Here is an 18005-nt window from a genome sequence, read left to right on the forward strand (position 1 = left end):
GGTCAGTGCGCGCCCAGTTCGCGGATCGACAACTTCAGGCTTTCGAAGTCGTAATCCGACAGGCCCACGTAATCCAGTACAAGATGGCCGATGGCATTCCACTCATGGTCCACCGCCTGGTTACCCAGTACGCGATAGGACGAACAGATATGCTCGGCCATCTTCAAAATGGCCAGCAGGTTCTTGAGCTGCGGGTTGCGCGACGTCTCATCGCTGAAAATCGCCAGGGCGTTGTGGTGATTGGCGATGGCGTCGGTCACATGCTCCGGCAGGCGCCAGGACTTGGCGGTGTAGTAGCCGACTACCGCATGGTTGGTGTGGAACGCTTTGTTTTCGGTGTCGACCACGCGGCACTCCGGCCCTGCATTGGCATAGGCCTGCTCCAGCACCGCCATGTAATTGGGGAAGCGCTTGAGCATCAACGGCACGCCGCAATCGTGGAACAGCCCCAATGCATAAGCTTCGTCGACCGCCTGGGAGCCGGTGCGCTTGGCCAGGGTCAAGCAGGTCATGGCCACGTCCTGGGCCGTGTCCCAGAAGCGGTTGAGGGTGACAATGGTGTCGTCGCTCATCTCGCCCTTGATCGATAGCGCATTGATCAGGTTGATGACCGAGCGGCTGCCCAGCAGGTTCACCGCACGCTGGATCGAGGCAATCTTGTTGCTCAGGCCGTAATACGACGAATTGACGATTTTCAGCAACGCGCCGGACAAGCCCGGGTCCTGGGCGATCAGCCGGGCGATCGCTTCCAGGTCCGGGTCGGGCATGTACTGCTCCATCTGCAAATCCACCATGATTTGCGGCTGGGGCGGCACGCTGATGCCTTGCAGGGCCTGTTGGATCTGCTCGGCGGAAAGCTCTTGGGACATAAGTACACACTCTGGGCTAGGCGCGAATTCTACCCTGTAGGAGCGAGCTTGCTCGCGAAAAACTTAAGAGCGCCGCGTCAATCCTGGATGCCCGCGTCATCGTTAACGTTTTTCGCGAGCAAGCTCGCTCCTACAGTCCATCAGGCTAAGCCGCGAAAGGTCATACAACACGGTATACTCCCGCTCTTTTTTCCGGAGCGACGTCATGTCCCTGCCAAGCCTGCGTCTCAAAGCCAACGCCGATCGTCGTTTGCGCAACGGCCACCTGTGGGTCTACAGCAACGAAATCGACGTGGCCGCCACCCCACTCCACGGCTTCCAGGCAGGCGACCAGGCTATCCTGGAAGCAGCCGGCGGCAAGACCCTGGGCATCGTGGCCATGAGCCCGAACAACCTGATCTGCGCCCGCCTGCTGTCGCGCGACATCAAGTTGCCGCTGGACAAATCGCTGCTGGTGCACCGCCTCAACGTAGCCCTGTCCCTGCGTGATCGCCTGTTCGACAAGCCGTTCTACCGCCTGGTCTACGGTGATTCCGACCTGTTGCCGGGCCTGGTGGTCGACCGTTTCGGCGACATCCTGGTGGTACAGATCGCCTCGGCGACCATGGAAGCCCATAAAGAAGACGTGATCGCCGCGCTGACCCAAGTGCTCAAGCCCAGCGGCATCCTGTTCAAGAACGACTCCGCCGCGCGCGACGCCGAAGGCCTCAACCGCTACGTCGAAACCGTGTTCGGCCTGGTGCCGGAGTGGGTGGCGCTGGAAGAAAACGGCGTGAAATTCGAAGCCCCGGTGATCCAGGGCCAAAAGACCGGCTGGTTCTACGACCACCGCATGAACCGCGCACGCCTGGCCCCGTATGCCAAGGGCAAGCGCGTACTTGACCTGTACAGCTACATCGGCGGCTGGGGCGTGCAAGCTGCAGCCTTTGGCGCCAGTGAAGTGTTCTGCGTCGACGCTTCGGCCTTCGCCCTCGACGGCGTAGAGCGCAACGCCGCGCTGAACGGCTTTGCCGAGAAGATGACCTGCATCGAAGGCGACGTCTTTGAAGCGCTTAAAGAATTGAAAGCCAGCGAAGAACGCTTCGACGTGATCGTCGCCGACCCACCGGCCTTCATCAAACGCAAAAAAGACATGAAAAACGGCGAAGGCGCCTACCGCCGCCTCAACGAGCAAGCCATGCGCCTGCTCAGCAAGGACGGCATCCTGGTCAGCGCCTCGTGCTCCATGCACCTGCCGGAAGACGACCTGCAAAACATCCTGCTCACCAGCGCCCGCCACCTGGACCGCAATATCCAGATGCTGGAGCGTGGCGGCCAAGGCCCGGATCATCCGGTGCACCCGGCGATTGCCGAGACGCGGTATATCAAGAGCATTACGTGCCGGTTGTTGCCCAATAGCTGATTGAAACCAAATCCTCTGTAGGAGCGAGCTTGCTCGCGAAGAACGAACTAGCGCCACGGGCTACCTGATAGCGCTGCGTTATCGTTGACGATCTTCGCGAGCAAGCTCGCTCCTACAATGATGGCGCACATCAATACGGGAAGGCTCCTACAGCGGTATTGATTGAATTCCATTTTTCGCAGACTAGTATCGGTTTCTGGTTTTACTCCGGAAAACAAAAACAATGTCTGGGCCCACTCTCTCCCGCTTCATCCTCATCACCTGCATTTCACTGATCAGCTTCTTCCCGATCAATATCCTGCTTCCCTCGTTCCCTGCCCTATCTGCTCGATTCGACACGCCCAGCGCAGACATTGCGCTGTCCATCAGCCTGTTCACCCTGGTGTTTTCGATCTCGCAACTGGTCGCCGGCCCGCTGTCGGACAAATGGGGGCGCAAGGAAGTTCTGCTTGGCTGCATCACGCTATCAATCATTGGCGCCATGGGCTGCGCGATGGCCCCTGATTACCTGATGTTCCTGGTGTTTCGCACAGTGCAGGCCATGGGTTGTGGTTTCTTCGTGCTAGGCCATGCGCTGGTGGAAGACCTGTTCGAAGAGCAAGACCGTGCCCGCGTACGCCTGTATTACATGACCTTGAGTGGCTCATTCGTCGCGCTGTCACCACTGATCGGCTCCTGGCTGCAAACCACATTCGACTGGCAAGGCAGTTTCTATGGCTTCGCGCTGATGGCTACGGGCATGTTGATCCATGCGCTGTGCATCCTGCCCGCCAAATCCGCCAGTGCGCATCGGGCACCGGTGTCCATCATCGGCACACTCAGGGCCGTCGCCGCCAATCGCGACTTCCTGCGTTACTGGTGGATCGCTGCGCTGGTGTTCGCCTGCTACTTCGCCTTGATCAGTGTGACACCGCTGATTTTCATGGATGCGCTGAAGCTCTCTGAGTACGAGTACGCGTTGGTGTTGATGGCGTACGGCGTTGCCTATCTGCTCGGCGGCGTAGTCGCCTTTTACCTGCAAAAGCGCATTACGCTGTCCCGGCAGATCAATATCGGCCTCGGTTTATTGCTCATCGCCGGTGTGTTGTTGACGCTGATCGTCAGCCTGCAAGCCATTACCAGCATCACCCTGCTGATTCCGATGCTGATCAGTGCCCTGGCCGTGACCTTGGTGCGCCCGGCGGCGATTTCGGCGGCGATGTTGCTGTTTTCAAACCGCGCAGGGACGGCGGCATCAGCGGGTAACAGCATCATGTTCCTCACCGCCGCCATTAGCAGTGCTGCGCTTGCGCAAACAGGCCCCCATCTACTAATGACCATCGCTGCCAGCTTCATTGTTTTCAGCCTGTGGGGCTGGCTGACGAATGTCAGGACCAATCGCTGACACCTCACCTGTAGGAGCGAGCTTGCTCGCGAAGAACGAATAGACGCCACGGGCTACCTGATAGCGCTGCGTTATCGTTGACGATCTTCGCGAGCAAGCTCGCTTCTACAGGGGAAGGTGCCTTATAGCCAGATGGCGTCCCATAGTGGGTATTGGCCAATGTGCTCGACCAAGCCTGCGCGCAAGGGGTTTGCGACGATGTAGCGAGCCACTGCCTTCAAGTCTTCTTCACGGCGCAACGCCCGGTCGAAATAGCCTTTTTGCCAAAGCACTCCGAAGGACTGTCTTTCCTTATTGACTGCACGGGCACTTCGCGATTTGGTGATACGCATCAGTCTAGGCAAATCGCCGTTATGCAATTGCACCAGCCAATGGAAATGGTCTGGCATGACCACCCAGGCCAGTGACGTCGCCTCACCGCCCTCCTGAGCTTTCCTGAACTCACTAACAAGCAAGCGCCCCGTGCGCCAGTCCTGAAAAATGGGCTGCCGCTGATGGGTAACCGCAGTGATCAGGTAAATACGACCCGACTCCGAATAGCGCCCTTTACGCAGTCGATGAGCATTTTGCTGGGTGGACATTCCTTCGTCCTCTTCTGTGATTGGAAGAGAAACGGTAGGAGCTGAAGCACCAACTAGCGTTTAAACAATTGTTCTGGATATGTCTCCCTCTTCTGTAGGAGCGAGCTCGCTCGCGAAAAACCCACAGACGACACGGGCTCCCTGATAGCACTGCGTCATCGTTGACGATTTTCGCGAGCAAGCTCGCTCCTACAAGAAGTCGGTGTAGAATCGGCCCTATTCATCGCCAGTCATCCCCCGGCGGGTTTATGAGCTCGAGGCCCAAGCATGCGGCGATCCCGCGATGCGAGTGGCAACTTCCGGACACACGGCCATTTTCTGAGTGTTCCAGTCGTCAATTAGAAGCTCACTCCCCTTTAGTACTTGATTAGCCGCCCGGAGTGCTCCAATGCCTGATTACCGCTCGAAAACATCCACCCACGGCCGCAATATGGCCGGTGCGCGCGCGCTGTGGCGTGCCACGGGGATGAAAGATGACGACTTCAAGAAGCCGATCATCGCGATTGCCAACTCCTTTACCCAGTTCGTACCCGGCCACGTCCACCTCAAGGACCTGGGCCAACTGGTCGCCCGCGAGATCGAACGCGCCGGTGGAGTGGCCAAGGAATTCAACACCATCGCCGTGGACGACGGCATCGCCATGGGCCATGACGGCATGCTGTATTCCCTGCCGAGCCGCGAGATCATCGCCGACTCCGTGGAGTACATGGTCAACGCCCACTGCGCCGACGCCATCGTGTGCATTTCCAACTGCGACAAGATCACCCCTGGCATGTTGATGGCTGCCTTGCGCCTGAACATCCCGGTGATCTTCGTCTCCGGTGGCCCGATGGAAGCCGGCAAGACCAAGCTCGCTTCCCACGGCCTCGACCTGGTTGACGCCATGGTGATCGCCGCCGACTCCAGCGCTTCTGACGAGAAGGTCGCGGAATACGAGCGCAGCGCCTGCCCGACCTGCGGTTCGTGCTCCGGCATGTTCACCGCCAACTCGATGAACTGCCTGGTGGAAGCCCTGGGCCTGGCGCTGCCGGGCAACGGCTCGACACTGGCCACCCACAGCGACCGCGAGCAGTTGTTCCTGCAGGCCGGCCGTACCATCGTCGAGCTGTGCAAGCGTTACTACGGCGAGAACGATGAGTCGGTGTTGCCGCGCAATATCGCCAACTTCAAGGCGTTCGAGAACGCCATGACCCTGGACATCGCCATGGGCGGTTCCACCAACACCATCCTGCATTTGCTGGCTGCCGCCCAGGAAGCCGAGATCGACTTCGACCTGCGCGACATCGACCGCCTGTCCCGCCATGTGCCGCAACTGTGCAAAGTCGCGCCGAATATCCAGAAGTACCACATGGAAGACGTGCACCGCGCCGGCGGGATCTTTTCGATCCTGGGCTCCCTGGCCCGTGGCGGCCTGCTGCACACCGACCTGCCGACCGTGCACAGCAAGTCCATCGCCGAAGGCATCGCCAAGTGGGACATCACCCAGACTGACGACGAAGCCGTGCACACCTTCTTCAAGGCCGGCCCGGCCGGTATCCCGACCCAGACTGCCTTCAGCCAGTCGACCCGTTGGGACACCCTGGACGACGACCGTGAAAACGGCTGCATCCGCAGTGTTGAGCACGCTTACTCGCAAGAAGGCGGCCTGGCCGTGCTGTACGGCAACATCGCCCTCGACGGCTGTGTGGTCAAGACTGCCGGTGTGGATGAATCCATCCACGTCTTCGAAGGCCGCGCCAAGATCTACGAAAGCCAGGACAGTTCGGTACGCGGCATCCTCGCTGACGAAGTCAAGGAAGGCGACATCGTGATCATCCGCTACGAAGGCCCCAAAGGCGGCCCGGGTATGCAGGAGATGCTTTACCCCACGTCCTACCTGAAATCCAAAGGCCTGGGCAAAGCCTGTGCCCTGCTGACCGATGGCCGCTTCTCCGGCGGCACGTCGGGCTTGTCCATCGGCCACGCTTCGCCGGAAGCTGCTGCCGGCGGCGCGATTGGCCTGGTGCAGGATGGCGACAAGGTGCTGATCGACATTCCGAACCGCTCGATCAACCTGTTGATCAGCGATGAAGAACTGGCAGCACGCCGGGTTGAGCAGGACAAGAAAGGCTGGAAGCCGGTTGAAAAGCGGCCGCGTAAAGTCACTACCGCGTTGAAGGCCTACGCGCTGTTGGCCACCAGCGCCGACAAAGGTGCGGTACGCAACAAAGCCATGCTCGACGGCCTGTAAGCCCCGCGCATAAAAATGCCCCGCCAGGTGCGGGGCATTTTTTTGCCCGCAGAAAACCTCCACAACACCGACGATCAACTGTGGGAGCTGGCTTGCCTGCGATGGCATCGACGCGAATCAGGTACACCGTGGTGTCTGCATCGCAGGCAAGCCAGCTCCCACATTTACCGGCGTAGCCGCGTGGTCACTGGATCTGTTCGGGCTTGACGATCACCCAGTTCTTGTCCGCCGTCACCGGCAACCCTTCCTTGGCTTGCGCCGCCGCGTGCGTGGCGATCATGCCGTTGAGTTGGGTCATGTATTTATCTTTGCGGTTGATCCACAAGTGGATGCCGCCCTTGGCCACGTCCACATCGTGGAACAGCATGTAGCCGTCGCTGGTCGGTGTGTCACCGCCGACGATCACTGGTTTTTTCCACTCGTCGATGTAGGTGAGGATCGCCGCGTGCTTGCCGGCCATCCAGGTGGCCGGGGTCCACAGGTAGGGGGTCAGTTCCAGGCCGAGGTTGGCTTTTTCATCGTACTTGCCGGCGGCAATCTGTTTACGCGCGGTGGTCAGCTCGCCGGTCTTGCGGTCCTTGAGCAGCAGGCTCACGCCGATGACGTTTTCAGGTTTGACGTTGTAGCCGTACTTCGGATCGGCGGCGACCATGCGCACCAGCTCCTCGGAAGCGGCCGTCATCACATACACGTCGATGCCGTTTTCCATCAGTTTGTTGTACAGCTCGGCCTGGCCGGTGAAGACTTTTGGCGGCTGCACCTCGGATTTCTTCACCGCGTCGCCTTCAAAATAACTGACCGGCACCGGCTTGCCTGAGGCCATCAGCTCATCCACCTGGACCTTGAGCTCTTTGAGGGTGAAGCCAGAAAACACTTGGGCCACCCACGGGTAGCAGACCATGTCATCGACTTCGCAAAGGCGATAGTAGTAACTGAACAGGCTCTCTTTATGCTCGGCGGTGTCTTTGAACGGCATCAACTTGAGCGACGGGTCGAGGCTGTCGCGGGTGATCAGACCCTTGTTTTCCATGAACGGCAGCAAGGATTCTTCGAGGTCGTAGCGGTAGCTGGTGTTGTCCATGTCGAACACCGCGTAGTTACCCTTGTTGGCGTTGGCGGCAATCATTTCGTTGAGTTGTTTGGCGGCGGGTGCCGGCCAGTGTTTCAACTCGGTGGCGGCAAACGCCTGGCTGGCGAGCCCGAGGCAAAAGGCGGCGGATACCAATAGTTTCGGCGCGAGCTTCATAGGCGTTGTCTCCCTCAAGTGAAAGACATCGACGCTAACAAATCCGTATGACAGTTATCGCCCGAGCGCGACCAAGGACGTCGTGATCACGCCACGGGCATACGCCTGGGCGTCAAACGCTTATTCCAAAAACGACAGCCGCCATTCCATATCGGTATTAAATCAATATATTTCAAGCTGTTAGGCTTCCCGGTTCGCAATCGCAGGCTCACGCGATTGGCTGCCTACTCAACGGAGCTTCAATGAATCTGCCCCTGATTCTCAATTTATTGGTGTTCGTGGCCCTGTTGCTGGGCCTGGCACAAACCCGCCGTACCAACTGGAGCCTCGCCAAGAAGGTGCTGTTCGCCCTGGTGCTTGGCGTGCTGTTCGGTACGGCGTTGCATACGATCTACGGCGACGGCAACCCGGTGCTCAAAGCTTCGATCGGCTGGTTTGACCTGGTCGGCAACGGCTATGTGCAGCTGCTGCAAATGATCGTGATCCCGCTGGTGTTCGCTTCGATCCTCAGTGCCGTGGCGCGCCTGCACAACGCCTCGTCCCTGGGCAAGATCAGCTTCCTGACCATCGGCACGCTGCTGTTCACCACGGCCATCGCGGCCCTGATCGGTATCGGCCTGACCAACCTGTTCGGCCTCACCGCCGAAGGCCTGGTGGCCGGCACCCAGGAAATGGCGCGCCTGCAAGTGATCCAGAGTGATTACGCAGGCAAGGTCGCCGACCTGAATATCCCGCAGTTGCTGCTGTCGTTCGTACCGGCCAACCCGTTCGCCGACCTGGCCCGGGCCAAGCCGACGTCGATCATCAGCGTGGTGATTTTCGCCGCGTTCCTTGGGGTTGCCGCGCTGCAACTGCTCAAGGACGACGTGGAAAAAGGCCAGAAAGTCCTCAACGCCATCGACACCCTGCAAGCCTGGGTGATGCGCCTGGTACGCCTGGTGATGAAGCTGACCCCCTACGGTGTGCTGGCGCTGATGACCAAAGTGGTCGCCGGTTCCAACCTGCAAGACATCATCAAGCTCGGCAGTTTCGTGGTGGTGTCGTACCTGGCCCTGGGCCTGATGTTCGTGGTGCACGGCCTGCTGCTGTCCCTGGCCGGGATAAACCCGCTGCGCTTCTTCCGCAAGGTGTGGCCGGTGCTGACCTTCGCCTTTACCAGCCGCTCCAGCGCTGCAAGCATCCCGCTGAGCATTGAAGCGCAGACCCGTCGCCTGGGCATCCCGCAATCCATCGCCGGTTTCGCCGCCTCGTTTGGCGCGACCATCGGCCAGAACGGTTGTGCCGGTCTTTACCCTGCGATGTTGGCGGTGATGGTCGCACCGACCGTGGGCATCAACCCGCTGGACCCGCTGTGGATCGCGACCCTGGTGGCGATCGTGACCTTGAGTTCGGCGGGCGTTGCCGGCGTCGGCGGCGGTGCGACCTTTGCCGCGCTGATCGTGCTGCCGGCCATGGGTTTGCCGGTGTCACTGGTGGCGCTGTTGATTTCCGTGGAACCGCTGATCGACATGGGCCGCACGGCGTTGAACGTGAATGGTTCGATGACGGCGGGGGCGATTACCAGCCAGATCATGGGGCAGACGGATAAGGCCTTGCTGGATGCCGATGAGCATGCCGAGTTAGCGCAGGTCTGAAGCCAATCAACTGTAGGAGCGAGCTTGCTCGCGAAAAACGTGAACAATGACGCGTGGACCCTGGATAAACGCGGCGCCCTCAGGTTTTTCGCGAGCAAGCTCGCTCCTACATTAGTTGCGCTCCCACACCTCGAAGTTGTAGGCCGGCTTATCACCTTCAGCCGGATTCTCGACATTCGACACCAGCTTCCACTGGTTCCCATCAAACTGCGGAAACCACGCATCCCCTTCCGGGCTCAGCGCCACGCGGGTCAGGTACAAGCGATCGGCCTGTTCCAGCCCCTGCGCATACAACTGCGCGCCGCCGATCAGCATCAACTCGTCCACGCCCTGCGCCTTGGCCCACTCCTCAGCGCGCTCTACCGCCGCGTCCAGTGACGGAAAAACTTGCGCACCTTCCAGTACAAGATCGGTCTGACGGCTGACCACCAGGTTCAAGCGCCCCGGCAGCGGTCGGCCCAGGGAATCCCAGGTCTTGCGTCCCATGATGATCGGCTTGCCAAGGGTGGTGGCCTTGAAATATTTGAAATCCCCCGGCAAATGCCAGGGCATGCTGTTGTCGACGCCGATCACACGGTTTTCACCGAGGGCTGCGATCAGGCTTAAAGGGAGAGTTTTTTTCATGGCGACGAGAATACCAGAGCGGCGAGCCAGCGGTTATGCTCCAACCTCATCGACACGACAGGACGGCGCGTGACTGCACTGAACCCGCTGCACAGACTTTGGCTGACAGAAACCGTGCGCCTGCGCGAAGAACACGCCGGCCCCCTGGAAGACCAGGAAGCCAACCGCTTGGCCCGCACCGCCGGGGGCGACCTGGCCACGCGCATCCAGCAGCGTGCGCTGCACCTGGCCGAGCGCGATGGTTTGGCCGCCGCGCTCAGCCGCTGGCTGCAAGGCGCACGCCTGGCGCTGATGTTACTGGCGGTGGTCGCCGCCATCAGCGGCGCCGGTCTGGCGTTTGCTGCGCTGGGCAATGGCCTGACGCCGGTGAACGTGTTCTGGGCCTTGGGCAGCCTGCTCGGCCTGAACCTGATCTTGCTGATCAGTTGGGCCCTGGGCCTGCTGTTTGCCGGCGAACACAGCGCCAGCCTTGGCCGACTGTGGTTGTGGCTCAGCGAGAAACTGGCGCGTGACGCCAAGGCCGCGCAACTGGCCCCGGCGCTGTTGCTGTTGCTGCAACGGCAAAAACTCAATCGCTGGGCGGTGGGTGTGCTGGTCAACAGCTTGTGGTTGCTGGCCTTGCTCAGCGCCCTGGTGATCCTGCTGACCCTGCTCGCCACCCGCCGCTATGGGTTTGTGTGGGAAACCACCATTCTCGGCGCCGATACCTTTGTTGCCGTGACCCAGGCCCTCGGCAGCCTCCCGGCCCTGCTCGGTTTCAATGTGCCCACCGTGGAGATGATCCGCGCCAGCGGCGACTCCGCGCTGAATATCGAAAGCGCCCGCCAGGCCTGGGCGGCCTGGCTAGTGGGCGTGTTGCTGGTCTACGGCCTGCTGCCGCGGTTGATCCTGGCCCTGCTGTGCCTGTGGCGATGGAAACGCGGGCGCGCAGCGTTGCGCCTGGACCTCAACCTGCCCGGCTACGCCCAGTTGCGCGAACGCCTGATGCCCAGCAGCGAGCGCCTTGGGGTCAACGATGTGGCGCCCGAACACCTGCACCCGATCAGCGGCGGCGCAAGTGAGCTGGAGAGTGATGGCGCCTTGCTGGTCGCCATCGAACTCGATGACCAACACCCTTGGCCCCCCAAACTGCCTGCCCACATCAAGAACGCCGGCATCCTCGACAGCCGCGAATCACGCAACAAACTGCTGGAGCAACTCAGCCGTTTCCCGCCCGCGCGCCTGGCCATCGCCTGTGACCCGCGCCGCTCGCCCGACCGTGGCAGCCTGGCGCTGATTGCCGAGCTGGCACGCAGCGCCAGCGACACCCGCGTATGGCTGCTGCAGGCGCCACCGGGCCAGGCACTGGACGCCGAGCGCCTGGGCGACTGGCATGCCGCTCTGCAACAGCTTGAGGTGTCGTTTGCCGATTGCGCGCCGCTCAATTGGCTGGAGACCGGTCATGACTAAACCGCTGAAACTCGCCGTGGTCGGCCATACCAATGTGGGCAAAACCTCATTGCTGCGCACCCTCACCCGCGATGTCGGTTTTGGCGAAGTGTCCCATCGCCCCAGTACCACGCGGCATGTGGAAGGTGCACGTCTATCGGTAGATGGCGAAGCCTTGCTGGAGCTGTACGACACTCCCGGCCTGGAAGATGCCATCGCCCTGCTCGATTTCCTGGAACGCCTCGACCGCCCCGGCGAACGCCTGGACGGCCCTGCGCGGCTGGCGCGTTTCCTGGAAGGCAGCGAGGCGCGCCAGCGTTTCGAACAGGAAGCCAAGGTGTTGCGCCAATTGCTGGCCTCCGATGCCGGCCTGTATGTGATCGACGCCCGGGAGCCGGTGCTGGCCAAGTACCGCGACGAGCTGCAAGTGCTGGCCAGTTGCGGCAAGCCGTTGTTGCCGGTGCTCAATTTCGTCAGCAGCAGCGACCACCGCGAACCGGACTGGCGCGAAGCCCTGGCCCGCCTCGGCCTGCATGCGCTGGTGCGTTTCGACAGCGTGGCGCCGCCCGAAGACGGCGAACGCCGGCTGTATGAGAGCTTGGCCTTGCTGCTGGAAAACGCTCGGCCGCAGTTGGAACGGTTGATCCTTGATCAAGAGGCCCAGCGCCAGGCTCGACAGCTCAGCGCCGCACGCTTGATCGCAGAACTGTTGATCGACTGCGCCGCATGCCGGCGCAGTGTAGTGACCGAAGATGAACCCCAAGCCATCAGCGACTTGCGCAAGGCCGTGCGCCAGCGCGAGCAAAAGTGCGTGGAGGCCCTGCTCAAGCTGTTCGGCTTCCGCCCGCAGGATGCCGCCGCCAGTGACTTGCCACTGCTGGATGGTCGGTGGGGCGATGATTTGTTCAACCCCGAAACCCTCAAGCAACTTGGCGTTCGCGTCGGTGGCGGGATTGCCGCAGGCGCGGCGGCCGGTGCCGGTGTAGACCTGCTGGTCGGCGGCTTAACCCTGGGCGCGGCAGCCATCGCCGGTGCGATTGCCGGCGGCGCGCTGCAAACCGCACGCAGTTATGGCAGCCGCCTGCTGGGCAAGATCAAGGGCCAACGTGAACTCACCGTCGATGACAGCGTGCTGCGCCTGCTCGCCCTGCGCCAACGCCAACTGCTCAAGGCCCTGAACCTGCGCGGCCACGCGGCAATGCATAGCATCAAGGTCGATACGCCCCAGGACAAAACCTGGCGCGAAGGCAAACTGCCGGACGCCTTGAACAAGGCCCGCGCCTATCCGCAATGGTCATCCCTCAACCCCCACGCCAAACTGAGCCAGGCAGAGCGTCAGGAACAGGTCGAAGCCCTGGCCCAGCGCCTCGATCAAACCTAAGCCGCCTGTTCCGGGTTCATTGTCCTTCTCCCCACAGGGTGCGGATGTTGCGCTCGGCCATCGCCGGCCCCACGCTCATGCCTACGCCGGTGTGCATCAATGCAGCGCTGACGCCGGGTGCCGCCTGTACAAACGAAAACGGCCCAGGCCCGCGCGAACCATAGACACCCTGCCAGCGCTCGACCACCTGGACCTTGCAACCCAGGGTCTGCTGCGCCAGTTCGATCAGCCAGTCATCCACCTGCTCGGCATTGAAGGGCGACGGATCGCTGTCGTAATGGTGGGAATCACCGATGATCAACTCGCCATGGGGCGTAGGGCTGATCAACAGGTGAATGCCGTGCTCGTGCAGGTGCGGCGCGTCCCGCAGGATCTGCGCCTGCACCGCGGCCGCTTGCGGCAGGTCGGCAAAGGCGCCGTAGTGCACGCAGCTTAGACCTGTGAGCAAGGCATGTTGCAGGTTCAGGTTGAGCTGCGGCCGGGCGCGCAGCATTTGCAGGCGACAGGTTTGCGGGTTGAGCGAAGCGATGGCGTCAGCCAGCAGGGTCTGATAGTCGTGGCCGGAGCAGACGATGATCTGCGCGCCGCGAAAGCTGCCCGCCGTGCTGTGCACTTGGCCCGGTTCAACCTCGCGCACCAGGGTGGAGAAATGAAACTCCACGTTCAGCGCCTGGCTCAGGTAATGGATCAGCGCCGGAATGGCTTCGCGGGAATACAGTTGCTGGTCGTCCTTGCCATGCAGCGCGGCGCGGTGATGACGGAACTGGCCGGCGTACAGCTCGTTCATGGCAGCGCCCTGCAGCAGCTCGACGTTGTAGCCGTGCTCCCGCGCGCGCCCGGCGCAGAAGGCTTCGAGCAGATGTTCTTCGGCTTCGGTGCGGGCGAACAGGTAGGAGCCATTGCGTTTGAGCGCCAAGCCCGCCGCTTGCGCCCACTGGCCCCAGATCTCGCGGCTTTCCCGCGCAAGGTCCAGCATTGGCCCCGGTGGTTGGCCGGTGACCAGGGCCTGGCCGAAGTTGCGCACTGAGGCGCCCAATGGCGTGGCGCTGCGCTCGAACACCTTGACCTTGAGGCCGCGCCTGGCGGCGGCATAGGCGTGGGAGAGGCCGAGGATGCCGGCGCCGACGATCAGTAAATCTGTCATGGAGTATGCAGCCCTCTGTAGGAGCGAGCTTGCTCGCGAAAGTCGCCCACGATGACGCAGTGCGTCTGATCACCCGCGTCGCCTGTTGGTTTTTCGCGAGCAAGCTCGCTCCTACAGGTTGAGGTAAAAGTTATTGTTTTTCCGACTTACCGTCATAACGCTTACGCCATTCGGCCAGGATGCTGTCACGGTTCCTGGAAGCCCAGACAAAGTCGTTCTTGATCAACCGTTGCTCATAGTCCGCCGGCAATTCGGTCTGCGGCTTGGCGATACCCGGTTGCGCGAGCACGGCGAAGTTTTCCTTGTACAGGTCCATCGCCGCGGTGCTGGCAGAGAAGTCGGCGAGTTTTTTCGCTGCGTCGGCATGGGCAGTGCCCTTGATCACAGCGGTGGCTTCGATCTCCCAGCCAAGGCCCTCTTTGGGCAGGATGATCTCCAGCGGCGCGCCCTGGCGTTTGAGCTGAACCGCCGGGTATTCGAAGGAAATGCCAATCGGGAACTCACCGGATGCCGCCAGCTTGCACGGCTTGGAGCCGGAGTGAACGTACTGGCCGATGTTCTGGTGCAGGTCGTCCATGTACTGCCAGCCTTGCTTCTCGCCGAACGTCTGGAGCCAGGCGCTGACATCCAGGAAACCAGTGCCCGAAGACGCCGGGTTGGGCATCACGATCTTGCCCTTGTATTCGGGCTTGGTCAGGTCCTGCCAGCTCACCGGTTTGGTGAGGCCCTGCTTTTGGGCTTCGACGGTGTTGAAGCAGATGGTGGCGGCCCACACGTCCATACCCACCCAGGCCGGAGGGTTGGCGGCGTCGCGGTAGTTTTTGCCGATCTTGTCCAGGTCCTTGGGCGCGTAGTTGTCGAGCATGCCTTGCTGATCGAGGATTGCCAGGCTGGAAGCGGCCAGCCCCCACACCACGTCAGCCTGGGGGCGGTCTTTCTCGGCCAGCAGTTTGGCGGTGATGATGCCGGTGGAGTCGCGCACCCACTTGATCTCGACGTCGGGGTTGGCCTGTTCGAAGGCTTTTTTGTAGGTCTTCAATTGCTCGGCTTCAAGGGCCGTGTACACGGTCAACTCGGTCTTGGCGAAGGCATTCAGGCTGAATGCCGTGAGGACTGCAGCGACCAGCGCCAGGGGCTTGAACATGGAGCACCTCTTTCAGGGATGTTTTATTGGCCGGGTGCGCGCTGGCGCCAGGCTTGGGAGCGGCGCAGTGCGCCACGTGAGGCCCACGCCAGCAGCAGCGAGACGTTGGCCGAGGTGAACAGGATCAGCGTCGACATGGCCGCCGCGCCGCCCACATTGCCGGCGTCGTCCATGTTCAGCACGGCGACGGCGGCGAGGATGGTGTCGGGGCTGTAGAGGAAGATCGCGGCGGACACGGTGGTCATCGCCGACACAAACAGGTAGCGCAGGATGTCCAACAGCGCCGGCAGGCAGATCGGCACCGTGACGCGCAGATAATGGCGGTACAAAGGCGCCTTGAGGGACAGCGCGGCGGCTTCGAATTCGGCATCCAGCTGGCGCAGGGCGGTGGTCGCGGTCATCTGCGCAGTGGTCAGGTAGTGCGCAATGGTGCACACCACCAGCAACGCCATGCTGCCGTACAACACGTGCAACGGGTTGCCGTTGAGGTTGAAGAAGAACACGTAGCCCAGCCCCAGGACCAGGCCCGGCACGGCCATCGGCACGAAGCTGAGCATGCGCAGCGCCAGGTTCAGGTTTTTCTGGCCTTTGGTCTTTTCCATCAGGTAGGCGCCGGTAAAAATCAGCACGCTGCCGATCAACGCCGTGCACAGCGCCATGGTCAGGCTGTTGCGATAGGCCAGCCAGCCGCCGCCGGCGGTGTCTTCGAACTGGTAGTGGTTGAGCGACAGCGACAGGTTGTACGGCCAGAACTTCACCAGCGAGGAGTACACCGCCATGCCGAACACCAGCAGCAACGCCGCGCAGATCAGCAGCACGATGGCCAGGTAGCACCCGTCACGCAGCCGCGACGGCGCCGGCTGGAACACCTGGGCGCGACCGCTCATCGCGTCGCCATGCCGACGACGCAACCACGCATCCACGCCAAAGCTGAACAGTGCCGGCAGCAGCAACACCATGCCGATCAACGCGCCCCGGCCGAACTGTTGCTGGCCCACCACAGCCTTGTAGGCCTCCAGCGCCAGCACCTGGTAATCGCCGCCCACCACCACCGGTACCCCAAAGTCGGTGATGGTCAGGGTGAACACCAGGCAGAATGCGGCGAACACCGCCTGGCGCGTGGCCGGCCAGGTAATGCTGCGAAACGCCCGCGCCGGGCTGGCGCCCATGCTCGAAGCGGCGTCGAACAAACGCGCATCCGCCAGGGACAACGCCGACAACAAAATCATCAAGGCATGGGGAAAGGTGTAGATCACCTCCCCCAGCACAATGCCCCAGAAGCCGTAGATATTCTCCGAGAACAGGCCCCGCAGCAGGCCCTGGTTGCCGAACAGATAAACCAGGGCAATGCCCGGCAGCATCGACGGCGCCATCAACGGCAGCAACGACAGGCCACGCCAGATGGACTTGCCGGGGATCAGCGTGCGTTGCAGGGCGTAGGCAAACAAGTAGGCCAGCGGTACGACGATGGCCGCGACGCTGAGGGAAACTTTCAGGCTATTGCCCAGCAACCAGTGGAAGTTGGCGCTGCCCAGCAGTTCGCGTGCGGCTACCAAGCCACCGCCCTGCCCGGCTTCGCTGCTGAAGCCGCGCCAGAAGATCGCCAACAGCGGCAACAGCACCGCCACCACTAACAAGCCCAGCCAGAGCCATTTGCCGCCGACCACGAAGAGGCGGTCGCCCCACTCGGCGCGGGACACCTGACGCGGTACCGGCAATGTCATCACAGCCCCCATCTCAGGCAAACACCTGCAGGCTGCGCGGCGGCAAGGCCACCCAGATGTCCTGGGCGCCCAGGCGCGGCATCGCTTCCGGCGCCAGTTCAGCCAGCAACGGATGGCCCGGCAGTTGTTCCAGCTCAAAGCTCATGCGGCAGCGATTGCCGAGAAAAGTAATCTCGCGAACCTTGGCCGGGAACAGGTTTTCTTCATGCACCGGCGGGTTGACGCAGATGGCTTCCGGGCGGCAGAACAAGCGGCCGGACTGGGCAACACCCGCATCCTCAGCCAGGCGCATGTTCAACCCACCCACCTGGGCATGGCTGGCGCTGTTACGGCTGAACGGCAACCAGTTGCCCTGGCCGACAAACTCCGCCACGAACGGCGTGGCCGGGCGGTCGTAGATTTCCTGGGGAGTGGCGTACTGCTCGACCTTGCCGTTGTTCATCACGGCAATGCGGTCGGCCATCAACATGGCTTCGTCCTGGTTGTGGGTCACCATCAAGGTGGTGATGCCCAGGCGCCGCTGCAGTTGGCGCAGTTCGGTGCACAGGTGCTCACGCACGCGGGCATCGAGGGCCGACATCGGCTCATCCAGCAGCAATAACGACGGCGCCGGCGCCAGTGCGCGGGCCAGGGCAACGCGCTGTTGCTGGCCGCCGGAGAGTTGGCCGGGGTACTTCTTTTCGCTGCCCACCAGGCCGACCAGTTCGAGCATCTGCGCGACACGCTTGCGCACTTCATCGCGGCCGCTGCCGGTGAGGCCGTAGCCGATGTTCGCTTCAACGCTGAGGTTGGGAAACAACGCGTAGGACTGGAACAGGATGCCGTAGTCCCGCGCCTGGGGTGGCAGCAGGGACACGTCTCGCTCGCCCAGGTAAAGCTCACCGCTGTCCTGGCGCTCCAGGCCGGCGATGCAGCGCAGCAGTGTGGTCTTGCCACAGCCGGAAGGGCCCAGCAGGCACACCAGCTCGCCAGCGGCGACGTCCAGGGAGACGTTGTCCAGCGCGGTGAAGGCGCCAAAGCGTTTCTGGATCCCGCGCACTTTCATCGGTGCGCCGGGTTGGGTCAGGGCTGTGTGCATGGTGGCACCTCATCGAACGGATGAAGGCCATGCTAGGGGGGCAATGCGTAGGTGGTGTGGCAGAAAGGCAAAAGCAGGTGATAGTGGTATTGGTGGATTTGTGTAGGACTCATGGTAATGAGCTGCCTGGCCTACC

The 18005-nt window shown here is 61.8% G+C and carries 14 protein-coding genes; 6 read left to right on the forward strand and 8 right to left on the reverse strand.

The genetic code is table 11. The features are described from left to right. Positions 1 to 2: 2 nt before the first annotated feature. Complete coding sequence (locus tag BUE92_RS20705) at positions 3 to 815, reverse strand: HDOD domain-containing protein (RefSeq protein ID WP_178380738.1); 813 nt, start codon at positions 813 to 815, stop codon at positions 3 to 5. Positions 816 to 1074: 259 nt separating this feature from the next. On the opposite strand from BUE92_RS20705, the gene BUE92_RS20710 reads away from it, so the two are divergent. Together BUE92_RS20710 and BUE92_RS20715 are read left to right on the forward strand one after the other, a co-directional pair. After that, complete coding sequence (locus BUE92_RS20710) at positions 1075 to 2271, forward strand: class I SAM-dependent rRNA methyltransferase (protein WP_003195152.1); 1197 nt, start codon at positions 1075 to 1077, stop codon at positions 2269 to 2271. Positions 2272 to 2494: 223 nt separating this feature from the next. Then, on the forward strand, positions 2495 to 3655 hold the full coding sequence (locus tag BUE92_RS20715) for an MFS transporter (protein WP_073526009.1): 1161 nt from the start codon (positions 2495 to 2497) through the stop codon (positions 3653 to 3655). 122 nt (positions 3656 to 3777) lie between these two features. Here the strand turns inward: BUE92_RS20715 and BUE92_RS20720 are convergent, their stop codons facing one another. Then, positions 3778 to 4236: an REP-associated tyrosine transposase gene (locus tag BUE92_RS20720; protein ID WP_073526011.1), complete on the reverse strand. Its 459-nt coding sequence runs from the start codon at positions 4234 to 4236 to the stop codon at positions 3778 to 3780. Positions 4237 to 4624: 388 nt separating this feature from the next. On the opposite strand from BUE92_RS20720, the gene ilvD reads away from it, so the two are divergent. After that, a complete protein-coding gene (ilvD, locus tag BUE92_RS20725) occupies positions 4625 to 6466 on the forward strand; it encodes a dihydroxy-acid dehydratase (RefSeq protein WP_003195159.1) in 1842 nt (613 codons plus the stop codon). 184 nt (positions 6467 to 6650) lie between these two features. On the opposite strand, the gene BUE92_RS20730 is transcribed toward ilvD, so the two are convergent. Beyond that, a complete protein-coding gene (locus BUE92_RS20730) occupies positions 6651 to 7712 on the reverse strand; it encodes a phosphorylcholine phosphatase (protein ID WP_073526012.1) in 1062 nt (353 codons plus the stop codon). Between the two features lie 242 nt (positions 7713 to 7954). On the opposite strand from BUE92_RS20730, the gene BUE92_RS20735 reads away from it, so the two are divergent. Continuing rightward, positions 7955 to 9346: an L-cystine transporter gene (locus BUE92_RS20735; protein ID WP_073526013.1), complete on the forward strand. Its 1392-nt coding sequence runs from the start codon at positions 7955 to 7957 to the stop codon at positions 9344 to 9346. Positions 9347 to 9457: 111 nt separating this feature from the next. Here the strand turns inward: BUE92_RS20735 and BUE92_RS20740 are convergent, their stop codons facing one another. Continuing rightward, positions 9458 to 9970, reverse strand: a complete 513-nt coding sequence (locus tag BUE92_RS20740; protein WP_073526014.1) for a dihydrofolate reductase — start codon at positions 9968 to 9970, stop codon at positions 9458 to 9460. Between the two features lie 69 nt (positions 9971 to 10039). Here BUE92_RS20740 and BUE92_RS20745 point away from each other — a divergent pair, with 69 nt between their 5' ends. Beyond that, positions 10040 to 11419 (forward strand): DUF2868 domain-containing protein, encoded by a 1380-nt coding sequence (locus tag BUE92_RS20745; RefSeq protein ID WP_073526015.1) that lies wholly within the window; start codon positions 10040 to 10042, stop codon positions 11417 to 11419. Continuing rightward, positions 11412 to 12779 (forward strand): DUF3482 domain-containing protein, encoded by a 1368-nt coding sequence (locus BUE92_RS20750; protein ID WP_073526016.1) that lies wholly within the window; start codon positions 11412 to 11414, stop codon positions 12777 to 12779. The genes BUE92_RS20745 and BUE92_RS20750 overlap by 8 nt, the downstream gene beginning before the upstream one ends. A gap of 16 nt (positions 12780 to 12795) precedes the next feature. Here the strand turns inward: BUE92_RS20750 and BUE92_RS20755 are convergent, their stop codons facing one another. From BUE92_RS20755 to BUE92_RS20770, 4 genes are all read right to left on the reverse strand, one after another. After that, positions 12796 to 13923, reverse strand: coding sequence for a TIGR03364 family FAD-dependent oxidoreductase (locus BUE92_RS20755; RefSeq protein WP_073526017.1), 1128 nt, complete (start codon positions 13921 to 13923; stop codon positions 12796 to 12798). Between the two features lie 130 nt (positions 13924 to 14053). Next, positions 14054 to 15067 carry a putative 2-aminoethylphosphonate ABC transporter substrate-binding protein gene (locus tag BUE92_RS20760; protein ID WP_073526018.1) on the reverse strand — a complete coding sequence of 338 codons (1014 nt, stop codon included), beginning with the start codon at positions 15065 to 15067 and terminating at the stop codon, positions 14054 to 14056. A gap of 23 nt (positions 15068 to 15090) precedes the next feature. Continuing rightward, positions 15091 to 16803 (reverse strand): putative 2-aminoethylphosphonate ABC transporter permease subunit, encoded by a 1713-nt coding sequence (locus BUE92_RS20765; RefSeq protein ID WP_073526019.1) that lies wholly within the window; start codon positions 16801 to 16803, stop codon positions 15091 to 15093. 1 nt (position 16804) lies between these two features. After that, positions 16805 to 17869 (reverse strand): putative 2-aminoethylphosphonate ABC transporter ATP-binding protein, encoded by a 1065-nt coding sequence (locus BUE92_RS20770; protein WP_032894664.1) that lies wholly within the window; start codon positions 17867 to 17869, stop codon positions 16805 to 16807. Positions 17870 to 18005 lie beyond the last annotated feature (136 nt).

Source organism: Pseudomonas fluorescens, from assembly GCF_001902145.1.
Classification (GTDB): Bacteria; Pseudomonadota; Gammaproteobacteria; order Pseudomonadales; family Pseudomonadaceae; genus Aquipseudomonas; species Aquipseudomonas fluorescens_BV.